Source organism: Agromyces salentinus (assembly GCF_009749395.1).
Lineage (GTDB): Bacteria > Actinomycetota > Actinomycetes > Actinomycetales > Microbacteriaceae > Agromyces > Agromyces salentinus.
The window spans coordinates 91,702-108,358 of sequence record NZ_WBIR01000003.1 but is presented as its reverse complement, the minus strand read 5'-3'; the positions used below and the strand labels follow the sequence as shown (position 1 = coordinate 108,358).

Here is a 16,657-nt window from a genome sequence, read left to right as displayed (position 1 = left end):
GCGGCAGCCTCCCCCGGTTAGGATCGTCTGGTGCCCCTCGTCAGCGTCGTCGTCGCGACCTACTCCCCCGGTGCCGGTCTCGACCGGCTCGTCGCGTCGCTGGATCGCCAGACCCTTCCTGCCGACCGGTTCGAGGTGATCTTCGTCGACGACGGCTCCCCGGACGACACGGTCGAGCGACTGCACCGCATCGCGTCGACTCGACCGAACATCCGCGTCGAGGCCATCGAGAACTCGGGCTGGGCGTCGCGGCCACGCAATGTCGGCCTCGATCTCGCCGAGGGCGAGTACGTGCTCTTCATGGACCACGATGACGAGCTCTACCCCGATGCGCTGCGGGCGGGCGCGGAGTTCGCCAGGCGTCACGGTGCCGATGTGCTGAACGGCAAGGAGGCCCGCACGCAGGACGCGGGCTGGGCTCTCGACACCTATCGGGCCGACTCCCCGCAGGACGTCGGGCGTGAGGACGCCCACCCGCTCGTACCGATGAACCCGCACAAGCTGTACCGCACCGCCTTCCTCCGCGAGCACGGCATCCGCTTCATCGAGGGACGCCGCGTGCTCTGGGAGGACATCTTCTTCAACATCGAGGTCGCCGCGAAGGCTGCGACGATCTCGACCCTGGCCTCGGTGCCGTTCTACCACTGGGTGCAGACGGGCGGCAGCGGCTCGACGACCTTCCGTCGGTCCGACCCCGCATGGTGGGATCACCTGGAGCGGGTGCTCGAGGCGATCGTCGACCGGCTCGGCCGCGACTCCCTGCAAGGACGCCAACTGCGGCGCCACCAGTACGTCAGCCGCATCCTCGGATCGTTCACCCCCGGGTTCCTCCGCCGGCCGGAGGAGGAACGACGGCTCATCGAGGATCGGGCGAGGCGACTCCAGGAGCGCTTCACGGATGTCTCAGACGATGACGACCTCGATCGGGGAGCCGCTGTCGTGGCCGCCGCACTCCGGTCCGGCGACTCCGCCCTCCTGTCGCTCGCGGCGTCGGCGGCCGGCACCGACCGGTTCGGCGCTCCCGTGCTCGACCGGGCCGAGTGGCGAGGCGGGAGGTTGGCCGTGTCGGCGACCGTGACCACGGTCGAACGGCTCGCCGGCGGCGGCACCTTCCGCATCGATGGCGAGCGGGTGCTCGCGGCATCCGAGGACCTCATCGAGGCGCTCGCCGCCGAACTCGAGCTCGATCCGGCCGAACTGGCGGGCCGATACGACGTCGCGGAGGAGCTCGAGGCGACGGCGGCGGCCTTCGCCGTACGAGGTCGAGGCTCGCGCATCGGATGGAGCGTCGAGAGCGAGGTCGGCGCACGTTCCCGGCCGGCTTCCGCCGATGGCAGCGAAGTCAGCCTGCGGCTCACCGTCGACGGGGCCGTCGATGTCCGAGCCGCGCCGTCGGATCCGTTCCTCGACGACCAGGTGTGGGACGTCTTCCTCCGTGTCGACCGCGTGGGTCGACTGCAGCAACCGCGCATCCGCTCCTCGATCGGAGCGCAGGGCGCCCTCGTCGACGGCCGGCCCGTTGTCGCGTACACGAATCGCGATGGGTTCCTCAGCATCGATCTCGGAGGTGGAGTCGCGTCGCTCTTCGATGGTTCGACGCCCTCAGCGGTCACCGGCACGACGCCGTCCGACGGCCGCACCGAAGTGCACCTCAGCCTTCCCGAGGTCGCGACGGCCGGCGCGGGTGAGGGCTCGGGCTGGGTGCTGCTCTCATTCCGGCGGGCGGGTCTTCGCTCGGCGGCGGTCGGCCTGATGCGGCGAATCGCTCGACGCGAGCATCCGCCGGCCAGGTTCCGAGCGCGCTTCCGACCGACCGATGGGGACAGCGCGGGCGGAGGGGTCATCGCGACGCTCGAGCTGCCGGGTCCGGGCCGCTACCGCTGGACCGCCTCGCCGCGCGGCACGCACATGCCGGCGTGGAGCATCCGCGTCGACCGGACCACTGCGCGACTCGAGGTCGCTGCTCATGGCTGAGGCGCCGCGCCCGTCCTCCACTCCCTTCATCAGCGTCGTGGTCCCGACGTACCGTTCCGGCGAAGCATTCGGGCGGCTCCTCACATCCCTCCGCGACCAGACCTTGCCGGCCGAGCGGTTCGAAGTCCTGGTCATCGACGACGGCTCGCCCGAACCGGAGGCGGCAGCCATCGCCAAGATGGTCGGCGAACAGCCGAACGCCCGGTTCCATCGCATCGCGCACACCGGCTGGCCGAGCGCGCCGCGGAACACCGGCATCGATCTGGCCCGTGGCGAATACATCCTCTTCGTCGACCACGATGACGAGTTGTATCCCGGCTCCCTCGCCACCGCCGTGGAAACACTGCAACGCACCGGCGCCGACGTGTTCGCAGGCAAGGAGGCCCGCACCGACCAGGCGAAGTGGGCACTCGACGCGTTCGATGGAAATCACGACGACGCGAGCGAGCGTCTCGGAGTCCACCCGCTGATCCCCACGAACCCGCACAAGGCCTACCGCACCTCGATGCTGCGCGATCACGGCATCCGGTTCCCGGAGGCGGGTCGCCAACTGTGGGAGGACGTCATCTTCAACGCCGACGTGGCCCGTCACATGCGCGGCGTGAGCATTCGTTCCGACGAGCCGTTCTACCACTGGGTCCGGGAGCAGAGCACGACCTCGACCACCTTCGGCGCCGACCTGAAGGAGTGGTGGGATGCCCTCGAGCGCATCATCCGCCATATCGACGCAGTCCTCGGCTCGCAGGAGGACGCGGGTCAACGCGACCAGTTGCTCGTCCACCAGTTCCGGGAACGCGTGCTTCCGGCCGTGGGTCCCGGGCTGCTTCGACGTCCGCCCGAGGATCGCGCGTTCGTCCTCGACCGCGCACGCTCCTTGGTCGACGGGTTCCTGGCACCGCGGATGGATCAGCGCCTGACACGCCACCTCGCCGCACGGGCGCATCTGCTCCGCCTCGGTCGAACCGACCTGGTCGAAGCGCTCGCCTCCTTCGACGACGGGATCCTGGGCATCACCTTCGCGCTGGCTTCTCGCGTCGACTCCGATGACGGCCCCTCCATCCGCCTGGAGACGAAGACGTTGTGGACGGCGCACCACGGGGGCTTCCTCGACCTCGTGGTCGACGGCGATCACGTGCGACGCGCACTCCCCGATCACCTCGCGGCCGAACTGGGAGACGACCTCCTCCTGCTCGACCGCGAGATCGCTGCGGCTTCCACGAGGATCGGTCTCCGCTCCCGGGACACGAAGATGACCTGGCTGGTGCCGACCGAGACGTCCGTGACCGTCGACCCGGCATCGGGCTACCCCGACGTCACCGCGCGATCAGTCGCGGTCCTCACGCCTGAAGCACTTCGCCATGGTCGGCCCATGGCCGCCGGGCGTTGGGACTTCAACGCGAGGAACGAGCTCTTCGGGGTCGTCAACCAGCGAGCTGTGCGGGCGATCGGGAGGTTCGACCGGAATCCGAACGGACGTCAGTACCACGTCTACTCGAACATCCACGCGAATCTGAGCCTTCACGTCCGGCCCTGATCTCCTCCTGGCAGGAGCCCGGGATACTCAGCTCCGTTCGCCCGTCGAGGCCGCCGAATCCTGCCCACCATCGGCGGGCACCGGCTTGGCTCGCAGTGGCATGTCCTCCTGGAGCCGCTCGAAGACGAGGTCGTAGAGCTCGACGACCCGACGATTGTCGCGTCGGATCTCGTTGAGTTCAGCCCTGAGCTCGCGAACCTCCGTCTCATACGAGATCATCCGCTCGAGCATCGAGTCGCTCTGCAGGTCGACCGTCGAGAGCACCTGCAGGTTGTGGTAAGTGCGGGGGAACATTCGTGCGGCAATCCTGCCGAGCATTCGTCTCATGCTGAATCGTCTTCTCTCATCGCCGGAACGGTCTGGTCTGCGGGCCTCGGGCGGATCACGAACTCGACCTCGTCGCGAACCCCATGTGGCGTCTGTCGTCGTCTCGTCTCGCCGAACTCGACATGGAGCCGGTGCTTGCCGAGTTCGGCGCGGAACCACTCCTCGGGGTAGTGCCAGCTCGTCGGGTCGCCGCGCCGGTAGTCGGGCGGGAGGACCGTCGGCACGGTCCCCGTCGCCACCGCCCCGCCGCGCAGGACGAGCTCGAGGAAGTGGAAGAGCGAGTGCCGGTTCGTCCGGGTGAGCCCGTGGAGCACATCAGCGATGCGGACGTGCCAGAGGTCGCCCGTGGCGAGCAACCGCGCCCCGAGCGAGAGCAGGTCACGACGATCGTTGATGTTCACGTACGCGAACCGCGCACCGGGGACGGCGTTCTCGACGGCGATCGAGAGCGCCTCGTGGCTGTAGTCGATGCCGAGCACGTCGCGGCCGGAACTCGCGATGAGATTGGCGGCGGCGCCGGTTCCGCATCCGACGTCGAGCACCCTCGCGCTCGGGGGCAGCGCAGACGCCCAGGCTGCGATCGCATCGCGATCCTGATGATCGAGGTCCACCTCGCCGCCGAGCGACAGGTAGCGCTTCTCCCAGAAGACCCGCCCACGGTTGAAGACGCCGAAGTTGTTCTCGAAACGACGCCGCGTCCATCGGGATGTCTCGAAGACGAATGACGGGTCCGGTACGAGCCAGCTCGGGCCGTACGCGTACTCGAGCCATGCCTCCGGCCGCGCCGGAGCAGGGAGCTCGACCCCGTCGACCTCGACGCGTTGCACCGGAACCAGGTCCTCGCGCCTGACCTCGGGCCCGCGCAGCGCGAACGGCTGACTGTAGAGACCGTCGCGGAAGTATCCGGTGAAGATGTCCACGTAGTGCTCGACGTGGCCCTCTGCGTCGAAGAAGTCGATCTCCAGGTGGGCGAGGCTGTGGCGGACCACCGTGTACCCGTTGCGCTCGAGCACGCGCTGCATGCGGAAGCTGTCCAGCCCGATGTCGGCGGGATCCGAGTGGCGGCTGAGGAACGCCAGGTCGATGTCGTCGTCATGGGCCATGAGGCCTCCGGTGCGCATGTAGCCGAGCAGGCTGCCACCGACGATGTAGACGTCGAACGCCGCGGCCTCGAGCACGCCGACGATGCCCTGCGCGTTCAGCAGCAGGCGGGAGCGCAGCTCGACATTGCCACCGTCGAAGACCGGGCCGAGGCGATTCCACTTGTTCATCGCGAGCGGTCGCCCGGCCGCATCCTGCAGGGTGATGCGATCGTGGGACCGACCGAACCTGAGTTCCGTCGTCCCGATGACCCTTCCGGTGGCGGCGTCGTGCAGCGTCATCGTCGTGCGGCCCTCGAGGTAGGGCTTCAGCGCCGCAGGCCATCGGAGACGTCCCCCGGGAATCGCCTCCGAGGCGACGGACCACACCCGACGTCCGTCGAAGTGGACGTCCACGATGCGGATGCCCTCGAACCAGGATGCATCCAGCTGAACCGCGACGCGAGAGGTCATTTCGCGTTCATCGCCTCGACGGCCTCGGCGATCGGGCCATCGAACACCTTCTTCCCCTTGCGGATGACGACCCCACGTTCGCAGAGTTCCTGCACCATCGCCATGTTGTGGCTGACGATGAGCATCGTCTTGCCCGCCTGGGCGAGCTCGTGGATCTTCTCCGTGCACTTCTTGCGGAAGGGCGCGTCTCCGACCGACAGGATCTCGTCGACCAGGAGGACGTCGAGCTCCACGTGGATTGCGACCGAGAAGGCGAGGCGCAGGAACATGCCCGACGAGTAGTGCTTGACCTCTTGATCGATGAACTCGCCGATCTCCGAGAACTCGACGATGCGATCGAAGCGTTCATCGATCTCGGCCTTGTTCATGCCGAGGATCGCGGCGTTGAGGTAGACGTTCTCACGTCCGGAGAGCTCGGGATGGAATCCGGCGCCCACCTCGATGAGACCGGCGACACGACCGCGCGTGAGGACGCGACCCGCGTCGGGCTCGAGGACCCCCGACACGAGCTTCAGCAGGGTCGACTTGCCGGATCCGTTGAACCCGAGCACGGCGACGCTCTCGCCCTCGGCGACCGAGAAGGTCACGTCGTCGAGCGCGTTGTACGGCGTCGACCCGACCTGCTTGCGCTTGATGCGCGAGATGAACGCCTCCTTCATGGAGTGCGTGTGGCGGATCTGGAAGGTCTTGCGAACGCCCTCGACGATGATGCTGGGGCGTTTCTGCGTGAGTGTGTCGCTCATAGGTCTTGTGCAAAGCTCCGTTCGAACCGGCGGAACACGATCTGCCCGATGACGATCAGGACGGCGCAGATGCCCAGGGACAGGAAGACATCGCCGACGATGCTCGGGGCGAGGGTGTCGGTCGGCGTCGTCGTGGTGGGGGCCCAGAACGCGTAGTGGAAGAGCTCGACGGCGGTCGTGAGCGGGTTGAGCATGTAGATGCGGAACGCCCATTCCGGCAGCGTCGCCTGCACCATGGCGATCGTGTACAGCACGGGTGATGCCCAGGTCGAGAGCATGCGGATGATCTCGACGAAGTTCTGCGCGTCGCGGTAGCGGACGTTGAGCGCGCCGAAGAGCAGGCCGAGGCCGAGGCTCATCATGAGCACGATGACCAGCCCGATGACGAAGGCCCCGAGTGAGAGGAACGTCGGGGTCCACCCGACGAGGATGCACGCCAGCAGCAGGATCGCGACCTGCGGCAGGAAGTGGATCAGGGCGATGATGATCGTCGAGATCGGGAAGAGCTCGCGCGGGAGGTAGATCTTGCGCACGAGTGCACGGTTGTCGACGATGGAATGGGTCGCGTTGCCGAACGCCTCGTTGAAGAGGTTGATCGCGACGACGCCGGCGAAGAGGTAGATCGCGAAGTTCTCGACGTCGCGGTGGAACTGGAGCACCACGCCCATGACGAAGTAGTAGATGAAGAACTGCGCTGCGGGCTTGACGTAGGACCACGTCCACCCGAGCACCGAGTTGCGGTACCGGGTCGCGGTTCCCTTGCGGATGAGCAGACGCAGGAGGTACCCGTGGTTGAAGACGTCGAGCACGCCGCGACCGCGACCGGGAGTCTGGAACCCCGTCAAATCGACAGATGTCATGTGATGGCTGATCTCCGAAAGTGAAAAGGGCCCCGATTGCTCCGAAGCCCCCCGGCATACTAGCCGAGAAAGCTTGCCGTTCCACGACAGCGATTCCGGGGCGCCGCCCACCGGCGCGAGGCCGAGTTCAGCGCGAGAGCATCCCCGCGATCGTGCGTCCGTCGAGGCCGAGGACCGTCGACCCTGCGGGGATCGAGGCTTTCGCCGTCTCCACGAGCCGACCCGAGTCGGGCCGATAGACGAGACCGGTCGAGACGTCCCTCAGGTAGAGCCCACCACGGATGTCGAGTCCGGTGAGCACCAAGGACGCGCATGCGGCATCCGAGAGCGCGACGACACTGAAGCCGGCCGCCAGGTCGGGCGTCACGCGGTTGAGCACGCCCAGCGAGGCCACGTAGGCCTGCGTGCCGCAGGTGACGAAGATACCGAGCGCCGGCGTCTGCGTCTTCAACAGGGCCGGTTCGGCGGGATGCACGACCGAGTACCGGCCCGCGATGCCGAGGTCGGCCGCGACACCCCAGTTCGGCAGGGCGTGCTTCGCGGTGCCGTCGACGAACACGACGGCCTTCGAGTTGGACCCGCGGATGAGCGAGCCGGCCGCCGGCGCCGCACCGCGGGCCGGGAGGACGGAGAGCGCCCCGGACCGAACCGCGAGCGGTGCCGGCGTGACGCCGGCATTCGCCTCGAGCATCGCCGCGGCGGAGATCGGGGCGAAGCCGCCGGCGACCGCCACGCGGTAGCTCGATCCAGACGCGAGGAAGAGCGGCCCGTCGATGCGTGGGGTCCGGACGGGGATGCGCGCGCAGATCGACGAGTGGAGCGTGGTGAACGCGTTTCCGGCGAGCGCGGTCGCGCCCACGTTCTGTCGTTGCCCTCCCGTGACGGCGAAGACGTCGGTCGGACCGCACTTGGCGAATGTCCCGAGGGGGCGAGCGGCGTTGGAGTACCCGGTACGTCGGGACGCGGGAAGAGTCGGCACGGCCCGAGGAATTCGATATTCGTCGGCCAGCGAGATGTTCGGGATGTGCACGAGTTGCCATCCGTTCACCAGGTACGCCTTCGGGTCCCCGGAGAACGCCACCAGCGTCCCGATGTCCAGCGCGGCCCCACCCATGGGCGTCCTCGCGAGCGTCGTCCCGGAGACCTTCACGATCGTCGGCCAGGTCCCACCGTTCTGCGCGGTGAGCTGCTCGGGCGACGAGATCTGCCTGAGCTTGCCGTCGCGCACGAGGTAGACGCTGCGAGCTCCGACCGCTTGAAGGAAGAGCGGCCCGGACACGGTCGACGTCGACTTCGGCAGCAGGGCGCACGTCTCGCTCGCGAGCGATGCGACGGGCAGTCCTCCCGCACCTCGCTGCAACCTGATGAATGTGCCGCTGGATGCGGCGTAGGTGTTCGGGCCGCAACTCACGGCGAGCCCGACGCGGCCGGCTCGTGCGTAGCCGGCGATGACGCTGTCCGAGACGGTCAATGCCGTCTTCGCGAGCCCGTACTCGGGCGCGTACGTCCAGTCGTTCAGGAGTTGGAGGCGATCGCGCCCATCGACGTAGTACACCTGCCTGCTCGACGTCGACTTGATGTACGAATGCGGTGCCGCGAGCGTGCGTCCGGTCTTGTACGTCGCCAGGAGCGCGGACGAGATCTTCGCGAGGAATGGAGCCTTACCGCCGTTGAACGCCGTCGGGGCGGTGCCGATGAGCTTCGCGGCCGTCGGCCGTTCGAGCATCCGGACGACGCCGTCGGGGGCCTTGCCGAACTTGGTCATGGCGCCGCCGACCTTGAACCGCGTGTAGATCGCCTCCGTGACCGTGAGGTACCCGTCGCCGCATCGCGAACCCCAGGCCGCGACGAGCGTGCAGTTCGCGAACCGGTGCGTGGTGCCGCCCTGGATCAGGGCGATCTCTCCGTTGCGGCTGTTCTTGACGAAGAGGGTCGCCGTGCGCCCGGTCGGGATGGAGTTCAGGTAGGACTGGCTGACGACCCGGTGCGTGCCGAGTCCCTTCTGGAACTCGAGGTAGTCGCTGTACGTGGTGATGTGATGCTTCGTCCCCCCGGAGAGGAGGTACACCTCGGGCGTGCTCTCGCCCTTGATCATGGTCGGCTCGGTGCCGTGCGTGCTCCCGAACCAGTCGGTGAAGATCCGCCAGAAGTTCCGGTTGCCGTACGACGAGCATCCGTCGCCGGTGCCGTAGAGGTTCGCGAGCGCCGCGGCATTCGGCCGGTACGGCGTGTACAGGTAGAGGCCCGCCGTGGCCTGGTTCTGGATGTAGACGCTCGAGGTGCCGCAGGCGGCGTTCGGATGCCACTGGATGGTGTTCCACCGCCCGGCGGCGTAGGCACGGTCGGGCCGCGCACGGTACTTCTTGAACTGCCAGGCCGCGTTGTACACCTGGTTGAAGAAGCCGTAGTAGTTGACATCGCAATCGGCCGTGTCGGGGCATCCGTAGCCCGTCGCGGACCGGTACTGCCGCGCGGTCGGCCACGTGTCGCTCACGAGGGCCTGCTCCTTCTCGAGCAGCACGAGCATCGCGCGCGGGTTGATCCCGCAGGCCCTCGACACCCGGACGATGATCGAGGCGGCCGTCTCGTTCGCGGTGCTGGCGGTCGCGGCGCAACCTTCGGATCGCGCCGGCTGCCCGGCCGTGTTCTGGCGGTAGTCCTTCAAGCAGGTGTAGCCCGAGCGGCACGACGGGACACGTGCGTTCAGGAAGGACTGCACCTGAGCCGTGCTCATCGTGCTGCTGTCGTAGAACACCCCGTCGCTGATGATGTCCCCGGCGTCGAACTGCGACCCGTCGGCGGCCTGCGCCGGCTGCGAGCCGAGGTCGGAGACGGCCGGCAGGGCCACGAGCAGCCCGATGAGCAGGCTCATCGAAGCCAGAATGCCCGCGAGACGGTTCCACCCCATTGCACAACCCCCGTTGCCACCGCCGCACCCCCCATACGGGCGGCAGTACCTGACATGCTACGGCCACGGGAGGCCCGAAAGCGAGGATCGGCCTCGCCGCGAGCCCCGGATAGACTGTCCGGGGCCCATCCGGTCCGACGGCGAACTCGGATTCACCGCCACGGATGCCGACACGATTCCCCCTCCTCCACATACCGATCCGGAGCACCGACATCATGCAAGGCAACGTTCTGATCACCGGCGGTGCCGGCTTCATCGGGAGCCGTCTCGCGCGGCGCTTCGTCGACGAGGGCTACCGGGTCACCGTCCTCGACAGCCTGATCCCCCAGGTCCATGGCGACGACCCCGACACGACCTCACCGCTGCTCGCCTCCATCCGCGACAGCGTGACGGTCCTGCGCGGGACCGTCACATCGCGCGAGGATGTCGCGCGAGCGCTCGTCGACCAGGACATCATCGTGCACCTCGCCGCAGAGACCGGCACCGGCCAGTCGATGTACGAGATCGACCGCTATGTCGAGGCGAACGTGGGCGGAACGGCGAAGATCCTCGATGCCCTCGCGAACGGACCGCACCACGTCACGCGCATGGTGGTCGCCTCCTCCCGCTCCATCTACGGCGAGGGGGCGTACCGCACGCCCGCAGGCGACCTCGTCTACCCGCCGCACCGCGACGACGCGGCGATGGCCGCGGGCGACTTCGAGGTGCGCCAGCCGGGTGTCGACGGCCCGCTCGAGCTCGTCGCGACCACCGAGGCCGCGACCATCCATCCGTCGTCGGTGTACGGCATCACCAAGCACGTGCAGGAATCGCTCATCATGACCGTGGCGCCCACGATCGGCATCGAGCCGGTCGCGCTGCGCTACCAGAACGTCTACGGCCCCGGGCAGTCGCTCAAGAACCCGTACACCGGCATCCTCTCGATCTTCTCGACGCTCATCCGGCAGGGCAAGTCGATCAACATCTTCGAAGACGGCGAGGAGAGCCGCGACTTCGTCTACATCGACGACGTCGTGAACGCGACCTTCCTGGCCTCGACCGTGCCCGACGCCGCCGCCCGCATCATCAACGTGGGCAGCGGGGTCGCGACCACCGTCTCCGAGGTCGTCGCGGCGCTCTTCGACGCCTTCGGCACCGAGGTCCCCACCACCATCTCGGGCAACTACCGCCTCGGCGACATCCGCCACAACTTCGCCGACACGAGCCGGCTCTCCGAGGTCCTGGGCCTCGAGGCGACCGTCGACTTCCGCGAGGGCGTGCGTCGGTTCGTCGAGTGGGTGCTCACCGAGCCGGTCGAGGGCGACAACTACCAGCGTTCGCTCGACGAGATGGCCGCCAGGAACCTCCTGAAGTGAGCGTTCCGCGCCTGCTCACCGGGAGCCCGTTCCCCTCGAGGGCGAACAGCCTCAACCTGTTCCGACTGATCCTCGCGGCGCTCGTGCTCTTCGCGCACTCCTGGTACACCGCGGGCGAGGGCAGCGGCCCCGGCATCCAGGGCGAGAACCTCGGCGGATGGGCCGTGGCCGGCTTCTTCGTCATCAGCGGGTTCCTGATCACCACGAGCCGGTTCACCAACTCGGCCGGCGACTTCCTCGTGCACCGCATCGCCCGCATCTTCCCCGCCTTCATCGTCTGCCTCGTGGTGACCGCGCTGGTCTTCGCGCCCATCGCAGCCCTGTGGGAGCGGGGAACCCTCGCGGGGTTCTTCACCACGCCGGTGACGCCGCTGAACTTCATCTGGGCCAACTCGGGCCTGAAGATGCAGCACTACGACATCGCCGGCACCCTCTCGACGGTGCCGTACCCCGGCGCATGGAACGGGTCGCTCTGGACCCTCTACTACGAGTTCCTCTGCTACCTGACGATCTGGCTGCTCGGATCGCTCGCGGTGGTGCGCCGCTCCCCCGTGATCGTCACCGGCGTCTTCGTCCTCAGCGTCGTGGCGTATGCGAACATCGATCTCGTCCGGCGCCTCGGGCTGAACGAGGACTTCGTCCTGCTCATGCGGCTCCTGCCGTTCTTCATGGGCGGCGCCGTCGTCTACTACGTCATCTCGCGGTTCGGCCTGAGTCCCGTCATCGGCATCGGCTCGCTCGTGGTGACCGTGGCGCTCATCGCCTTCATCCCGCACTGGGGCGGCCAGGTCTCGGCTCCGTTCATGGCGTACGGGCTGCTGTACCTGTCGACGATCGTCCCGCAGCCCCGGTTCATCGCGAAGAACGACGTCTCGTACGGCTTCTACATCTACGCGTGGCCGATGCAGCAACTCCTGATGCTGCCGGCGCTCGCGCAGTACGGCATGGCCGTCTACATCGGTGCGACCGTCGTGCTCACTGCGATCTTCGCGGCCGCGAGCTGGTTCCTCGTCGAGCGGCCCGTGATGCGCCTCGCGAAGGGGCGCCGGCCGACGCGACCGGTCGAGGTCGGCGCGGCCGCCTGAGTCAGCGGCTCCCGCGCAGCCGACGCAACCGGCGCAACCGGCGCCGAGCTTCGGACCTGGCGCGCACCAGCATCCAGCGGGATGCGAGTGCCGCACGGATGCCGCGGGGTCGCGGCGTCGACGCGTTCGACTCGTGGACCCGACGGTACAGGGTGGGCTCCTCGACGTGCACGATCGACCGTGCCTCGTTGCCGGCGATCGCGAGCCAGAGGTCGTGGGACTCGGTGAGGAAGCGCGGGAACGGCGTGACGAGGTCGAGCGCGCCGCGCCGCAGTCCCATCGCGCACCCGAAGTACGGCGCATCGCCCAGCATGATGCGCAGGACATTGCGGCGGTGCTGCGAGGACTGCGCACGTTCGAGTCGCCACGGGCGTCCGGTGAGCGGCGAGGGCAGCGGCTCGTCGGTGCCGAGCACGACCAGGTTGGAGGCGACGATCGACGCCCCGGACTCCGCGAGCGCGGAGAGCAGGACGTCGAGCCGGCCGGGGATCCAGACGTCGTCCTGATCGGCGAGGAGCAACACGTCGCCCGTCGCGCGCGAGAGCGCGGACTCGAAGCTGCGCACGTAGCCGGCGTTGACGGTCGCCCGGGTCAGGTGGACACGCGGGTCGTCGAGGGCCTCGATGAGCGCGACGGTGTCGTCGGCGCTCGCGTCGTCGACGATGACGAGCTCGTCGTCCGACGCGAGCTGCGCAAGGATCGAGTCGACCTGTTCGAGCACGTAGGCGGCACCGTTGTACGTCGCCATGCACACGCTCACCCGTGGTCTCGGATGCTCCACGCCGAACCTGCTCCCGGTGAATCGCAATGGATCGAGCGACATAGACTGTCGGTCGATGAGATCTGTCCTCTTGAGGTTAGCCGGATTCACGGGAGCACCGATCCTGTCGGCCCTCGCCCCCTTCCTGCTCCTCCCGATCATCTCCCGCGTGACCGGACCGGGCGGATGGGCCGACTTCTCGGCCGGGCAGTCCATCGGCATCCTCGGCATGGTGGTCGTGTTCTTCGGGTGGGGCGTCGTCGGTCCGGTCCGCGTCGCCAGGACCACGGATGCCACGGGCCGGGCGCACATCCTGCGCGAGAGCCTCGTCTCCCGGTCCATCACGACCGTCGTCGCGATCCCGCTCGTGATCCTCACCACGGCGCTCGTCACCGGCCCCGACTTCAAGGTCGAGTCGATCGCGATGGCCGTCGCCATGACGCTCGGCGGCCTGTCGCCGTCGTGGTTCTGCATCGGCGCCGCTCGCCCCGGCGACCTCATGCTGTACGACTCGGGCCCGAAGCTGGTCAGCGCGCTCGTCGCGATGCCGGTCCTCCTGATGGGCGGCCCGGTGCTGTTCTATCCCATCGTCCTCGCCGTCGCCACCGTGGTGGCGGCCATGGCCCACGCGTTCATCGGCCTCCGAGGTTCCTCGGCGAAGAGGGTCGGGCTCGGCGACGGCTTCCGCGTGCTCCGGGTGCTGTTGCCGACGGCCGCGATCGACGCCGCCGGCAACGCGTACGGGACCACGCCCGTCCCGATCGCCACGGCCGGACTCCCACCCGCTGAGGCGAGCTCGTTCGCCTCGGCCGACCGCCTCTACCGCGTCGGGGTCCTCGCGGTCATCGCGCTCGGCAACGCATTCCAGGCCTGGGTCCTCGAGCCCGACGCGACGAGTCCGGCCAGGCGGCATCGCGCCGCGATCATCGCCCACGTCGGGCTGGGCGTCTTCGGCGCCGTGGGCCTCGCGCTCCTCGGACCGTGGGCGTCCGGGTTCATCTTCGGCGCGGCGGTCGCCGCGGACCCGCTCACCTGCACCCTCTTCGGCGCGGCCTTCTTCTGCATCTCGAGCGCGACGCCGTTCATCCGGAACATCCTCATTCCCCACGGTCGCTATCGCTTCGTGCTCGCGACCACGCTCACGGCATCGGTCGTCGGTGTGACGATCATGACGCTGGGTTCGATCAACGGGCTCGAGTCGGTCGTCGCCGCGGGCGTCGCCGCCGCGGAGGCGACCTCGCTGCTCATCCTCGTGGTTCCGGGCCTCCGGATGATCAACACCCCGGCGCCGCACCCGGTCACCGTGCAGACCGCAGAGGTCGAGGGCAGCCCGAGCAGCTGGTGATCCGGCGCGTCAGCGCGGTGCGAGCGACTGGTCGTCGGGTCGATCGATGCGCGGCGTCGCCCAGCGGATGCCACGCGCCACCCGGAGCGTCGCCTCGTCGCCGCGCCCCATGCGTCCAGCCCGGGCGTCCGAGACGGCGGCCCGGTAGACGCGCCAGAGGGACCGCCTCGGCCGCGCCAGGGTCGCCGCCACGATGAAGTGGAGCAGCTCCACCGCCGTGTCCCTGGCGATCCACGCCGGCTGGGTTCGGCGGAACTCCCGATTGACGACGATGCGGTTGCGAACCCGGTAGTAGTACCGGAACGGGGTGCTGAGGGTGACGTCCTTCGGACCTCGTCCGAGGGTGACCGCCCGGAGCCAGGCGGGACGCTCGTACGCCGCCCCGAGCGAATGCGGGAGGCGGACCCCCTGGGCCGCGATCCCGCGCAGTCCCGCCGTGGTGCACCGCAGCTCGAACTCGGTGTCCACGAGGTCGATGAACAGGTCGGCGCGGAGCGTGCCGACCCGGTCGAACGTGGCCATCGGCACGAGCATTCCGGACTGGATCGCGTGCCGCGTGAAGAGCGTGCCGTCCTCATGGCGTTCGGCCACCTGGCTCACCGAGGCGAACCGCTCCGGCACGGCGAAGGCCACCGCGTGGCCATGGCCCACCGCGAGCCCCGCGGCGGCCAGCAGTCGACCCACGGATGCCGCGGGCAGGCGGGAGTCCTGATCGAGCGTGAGCACATGCGTGGCGCCGCTCGCGCGGGCGTGGTCGATCCCGCGGTTCAAGGCGGAGGCGATCCCGGAATTCGTGGGCGACCGCAGCACCGTCGCACCCGCGTGTTCGATCCGTTCGAGCACGTCGTCGGCGTCGGGACCGCTCCCGTCGTCGACGACGACGATCTCGTCGACATGACCTCGGAGGTCGGTCACGCTCGCGACCAGCGCGGGCTCCGGTCGGAACGCCGAGATCACCACGTGGATGCGGTCATCACCCGGCACGGGCGGGTTCACCGCGAGTCGTCCTCGAGGGTCGGCTCATCGGGCACCCGGTCCACAACGGGCGTCGCATTGGGGCGCGACGGCGGTTCGGCCGTGACGACACCGCGTTCCAGCTGGTCGAGCCTGGCGGAGAGCCGCTCGACCTCGGTGTTCAGGAGCGCCGCTTCTTCGGCGACGCGCCGGATCTCGTCCTCGGCCTGCGAGATCTCCCAGGACAGGTGCAGGCTCACGCCGAGCAGCAGGACGATGGCGAGGGAGAAGAGCAGGTTCGACGGCACCTGGACGCCGAGCGCGAGCGTGAGGCCCTCGAGCAACTGCGGGAAGATGCCGAGCACGAGCACCACGAGGCCGATCACGATCCAGAAGAACGCGTACTTCTCGCGGAGCTTGCGCGTGAGCAGCATGTACACGACGATGCTGACCAGGACGAGCGCGAGGGCGATGCCCAAGAAGACGATCACGCGGTCTGACCTCCCGTGGTCTTGCCCGGGCGCATCAGCGCGAGTCCGAGGGCGAAGATCGACCGGAACAGGTAGACGCTCGCTCCGATCGGGTTCTGGCTCGGGTTGCCGTACATGCGCTGGCGCATCGCGACCGGGACCTGGGTCACAGAGAGCCCCGAGTGCACCGCGGCGACGAGCGAGTCGAGCGTGTCGCCGAGGTACTCGGCCGGGTAGTAGCGCACGTACTGCGCGATCGCCCGACGGTTCGCAGCGCGGAACCCCGACGTGACGTCCGTCAGGCGCGTGCCCGCGACCTTCGACATCACGCCGGCGAGGAACACCATCGCCCAGCGCCGCGGGCCCTTGACCGCGTAGTCGCCCTTGTCGGCGAACCTCGCGCCGATCGAGATGTCGGCGGTGCGAAGGCCCTCGAGCACCCGCCCGATCTCGGCGGGATCGTGCTGCCCGTCGGCGTCGACCTGGATCGCGGCGTCGTACCCGCGACGCTGCGCGTACGTGAAGCCGGCACGCATCGCGCCGCCCACGCCGAGGTTGAACGGGAGCGCGATGACGGTCGCGCCGGCGGCACGTGCCACGGCGGCCGTGTCGTCGGTCGAGCCGTCATCGACGACGACGACATCGAGGCCGGTCGTTCGGCTGAGGATCTCGTGCACCGTGTTGCCGACGTTGGCCTGCTCGTTCCACGCCGGGACGATGACCAGCACACGCCCGAGCGAGTCATTCATGATGGGTTCGAGCATAGCAACGGTGTCTGGCGCGTCCTGC

14 protein-coding genes are annotated in these 16,657 nt (G+C 68.6%); 5 read left to right on the top strand and 9 right to left on the bottom strand.

Going from position 1 to position 16,657, the window contains the following annotated elements; all coding sequences use genetic code 11:
* Positions 1 to 30: 30 nt before the first annotated feature.
* Entirely contained in the window at positions 31 to 1,974 is a 1,944-nt protein-coding gene (locus GQQ95_RS04965; RefSeq protein ID WP_157426554.1) for a glycosyltransferase, read from the top strand.
* Positions 1,967 to 3,508 carry a glycosyltransferase family 2 protein gene (locus GQQ95_RS04960; protein ID WP_170296961.1) on the top strand — a complete coding sequence of 514 codons (1,542 nt, stop codon included), beginning with the start codon at positions 1,967 to 1,969 and terminating at the stop codon, positions 3,506 to 3,508. Before GQQ95_RS04965 ends, GQQ95_RS04960 begins: the two co-directional genes overlap by 8 nt.
* 27 nt (positions 3,509 to 3,535) lie before the next feature.
* On the opposite strand, the gene GQQ95_RS04955 is transcribed toward GQQ95_RS04960, so the two are convergent.
* From GQQ95_RS04955 to GQQ95_RS04935, 5 genes are all read right to left on the bottom strand, one after another.
* Entirely contained in the window at positions 3,536 to 3,802 is a 267-nt protein-coding gene (locus GQQ95_RS04955; protein WP_157426552.1) for a hypothetical protein, read from the bottom strand.
* A gap of 29 nt (positions 3,803 to 3,831) precedes the next feature.
* Positions 3,832 to 5,388 (bottom strand): class I SAM-dependent methyltransferase, encoded by a 1,557-nt coding sequence (locus GQQ95_RS04950; protein ID WP_246205191.1) that lies wholly within the window; start codon positions 5,386 to 5,388, stop codon positions 3,832 to 3,834.
* Positions 5,385 to 6,131 carry an ABC transporter ATP-binding protein gene (locus GQQ95_RS04945; RefSeq protein ID WP_157426551.1) on the bottom strand — a complete coding sequence of 249 codons (747 nt, stop codon included), beginning with the start codon at positions 6,129 to 6,131 and terminating at the stop codon, positions 5,385 to 5,387. The genes GQQ95_RS04950 and GQQ95_RS04945 overlap by 4 nt, the downstream gene beginning before the upstream one ends.
* Positions 6,128 to 6,991: an ABC transporter permease gene (locus GQQ95_RS04940; RefSeq protein ID WP_157426550.1), complete on the bottom strand. Its 864-nt coding sequence runs from the start codon at positions 6,989 to 6,991 to the stop codon at positions 6,128 to 6,130. The genes GQQ95_RS04945 and GQQ95_RS04940 overlap by 4 nt, the downstream gene beginning before the upstream one ends.
* Before the next feature lie 127 nt (positions 6,992 to 7,118).
* Positions 7,119 to 9,863 (bottom strand): hypothetical protein, encoded by a 2,745-nt coding sequence (locus GQQ95_RS04935; RefSeq protein ID WP_157426549.1) that lies wholly within the window; start codon positions 9,861 to 9,863, stop codon positions 7,119 to 7,121.
* 251 nt (positions 9,864 to 10,114) lie between these two features.
* Here GQQ95_RS04935 and GQQ95_RS04930 point away from each other — a divergent pair, with 251 nt between their 5' ends.
* Together GQQ95_RS04930 and GQQ95_RS04925 are read left to right on the top strand one after the other, a co-directional pair.
* The gene (locus GQQ95_RS04930; protein WP_157426548.1) at positions 10,115 to 11,254 is read left to right on the top strand and encodes an NAD-dependent epimerase/dehydratase family protein; all 1,140 of its coding nucleotides are present in this window, start codon (positions 10,115 to 10,117) and stop codon (positions 11,252 to 11,254) included.
* Positions 11,251 to 12,339 (top strand): acyltransferase family protein, encoded by a 1,089-nt coding sequence (locus GQQ95_RS04925; protein WP_170296960.1) that lies wholly within the window; start codon positions 11,251 to 11,253, stop codon positions 12,337 to 12,339. Before GQQ95_RS04930 ends, GQQ95_RS04925 begins: the two co-directional genes overlap by 4 nt.
* A gap of 1 nt (position 12,340) precedes the next feature.
* On the opposite strand, the gene GQQ95_RS04920 is transcribed toward GQQ95_RS04925, so the two are convergent.
* Positions 12,341 to 13,162, bottom strand: a complete 822-nt coding sequence (locus tag GQQ95_RS04920; protein ID WP_157426546.1) for a glycosyltransferase — start codon at positions 13,160 to 13,162, stop codon at positions 12,341 to 12,343.
* Between the two features lie 13 nt (positions 13,163 to 13,175).
* Here GQQ95_RS04920 and GQQ95_RS04915 point away from each other — a divergent pair, with 13 nt between their 5' ends.
* Positions 13,176 to 14,444: a lipopolysaccharide biosynthesis protein gene (locus GQQ95_RS04915; RefSeq protein ID WP_157426545.1), complete on the top strand. Its 1,269-nt coding sequence runs from the start codon at positions 13,176 to 13,178 to the stop codon at positions 14,442 to 14,444.
* 9 nt (positions 14,445 to 14,453) lie between these two features.
* Here the strand turns inward: GQQ95_RS04915 and GQQ95_RS04910 are convergent, their stop codons facing one another.
* From GQQ95_RS04910 to GQQ95_RS04900, 3 genes are read right to left on the bottom strand one after another with little or no spacing between them, the layout of a single operon-like run.
* Complete coding sequence (locus GQQ95_RS04910) at positions 14,454 to 15,440, bottom strand: glycosyltransferase (RefSeq protein WP_157426544.1); 987 nt, start codon at positions 15,438 to 15,440, stop codon at positions 14,454 to 14,456.
* Positions 15,437 to 15,889 (bottom strand): DUF2304 domain-containing protein, encoded by a 453-nt coding sequence (locus GQQ95_RS04905; protein WP_157426543.1) that lies wholly within the window; start codon positions 15,887 to 15,889, stop codon positions 15,437 to 15,439. The genes GQQ95_RS04910 and GQQ95_RS04905 overlap by 4 nt, the downstream gene beginning before the upstream one ends.
* Entirely contained in the window at positions 15,886 to 16,617 is a 732-nt protein-coding gene (locus GQQ95_RS04900; RefSeq protein WP_157426542.1) for a glycosyltransferase family 2 protein, read from the bottom strand. The genes GQQ95_RS04905 and GQQ95_RS04900 overlap by 4 nt, the downstream gene beginning before the upstream one ends.
* Positions 16,618 to 16,657 lie beyond the last annotated feature (40 nt).

Coding starts and splice junctions, on each gene's coding strand:
- GQQ95_RS04950 (WP_246205191.1), bottom strand. CDS start 5,388: ATGACCTCTCGCGTCGCGGTTCAGCTGGATGCATCCTGGTTCGAGGGC.
- GQQ95_RS04920 (WP_157426546.1), bottom strand. CDS start 13,162: ATGTCGCTCGATCCATTGCGATTCACCGGGAGCAGGTTCGGCGTGGAG.
- GQQ95_RS04915 (WP_157426545.1), top strand. CDS start 13,176: ATGAGATCTGTCCTCTTGAGGTTAGCCGGATTCACGGGAGCACCGATC.
- GQQ95_RS04945 (WP_157426551.1), bottom strand. CDS start 6,131: ATGAGCGACACACTCACGCAGAAACGCCCCAGCATCATCGTCGAGGGC.
- GQQ95_RS04940 (WP_157426550.1), bottom strand. CDS start 6,991: ATGACATCTGTCGATTTGACGGGGTTCCAGACTCCCGGTCGCGGTCGC.
- GQQ95_RS04955 (WP_157426552.1), bottom strand. CDS start 3,802: ATGTTCCCCCGCACTTACCACAACCTGCAGGTGCTCTCGACGGTCGAC.
- GQQ95_RS04935 (WP_157426549.1), bottom strand. CDS start 9,863: ATGAGCCTGCTCATCGGGCTGCTCGTGGCCCTGCCGGCCGTCTCCGAC.
- GQQ95_RS04900 (WP_157426542.1), bottom strand. CDS start 16,617: ATGAATGACTCGCTCGGGCGTGTGCTGGTCATCGTCCCGGCGTGGAAC.
- GQQ95_RS04960 (WP_170296961.1), top strand. CDS start 1,967: ATGGCTGAGGCGCCGCGCCCGTCCTCCACTCCCTTCATCAGCGTCGTG.
- GQQ95_RS04930 (WP_157426548.1), top strand. CDS start 10,115: ATGCAAGGCAACGTTCTGATCACCGGCGGTGCCGGCTTCATCGGGAGC.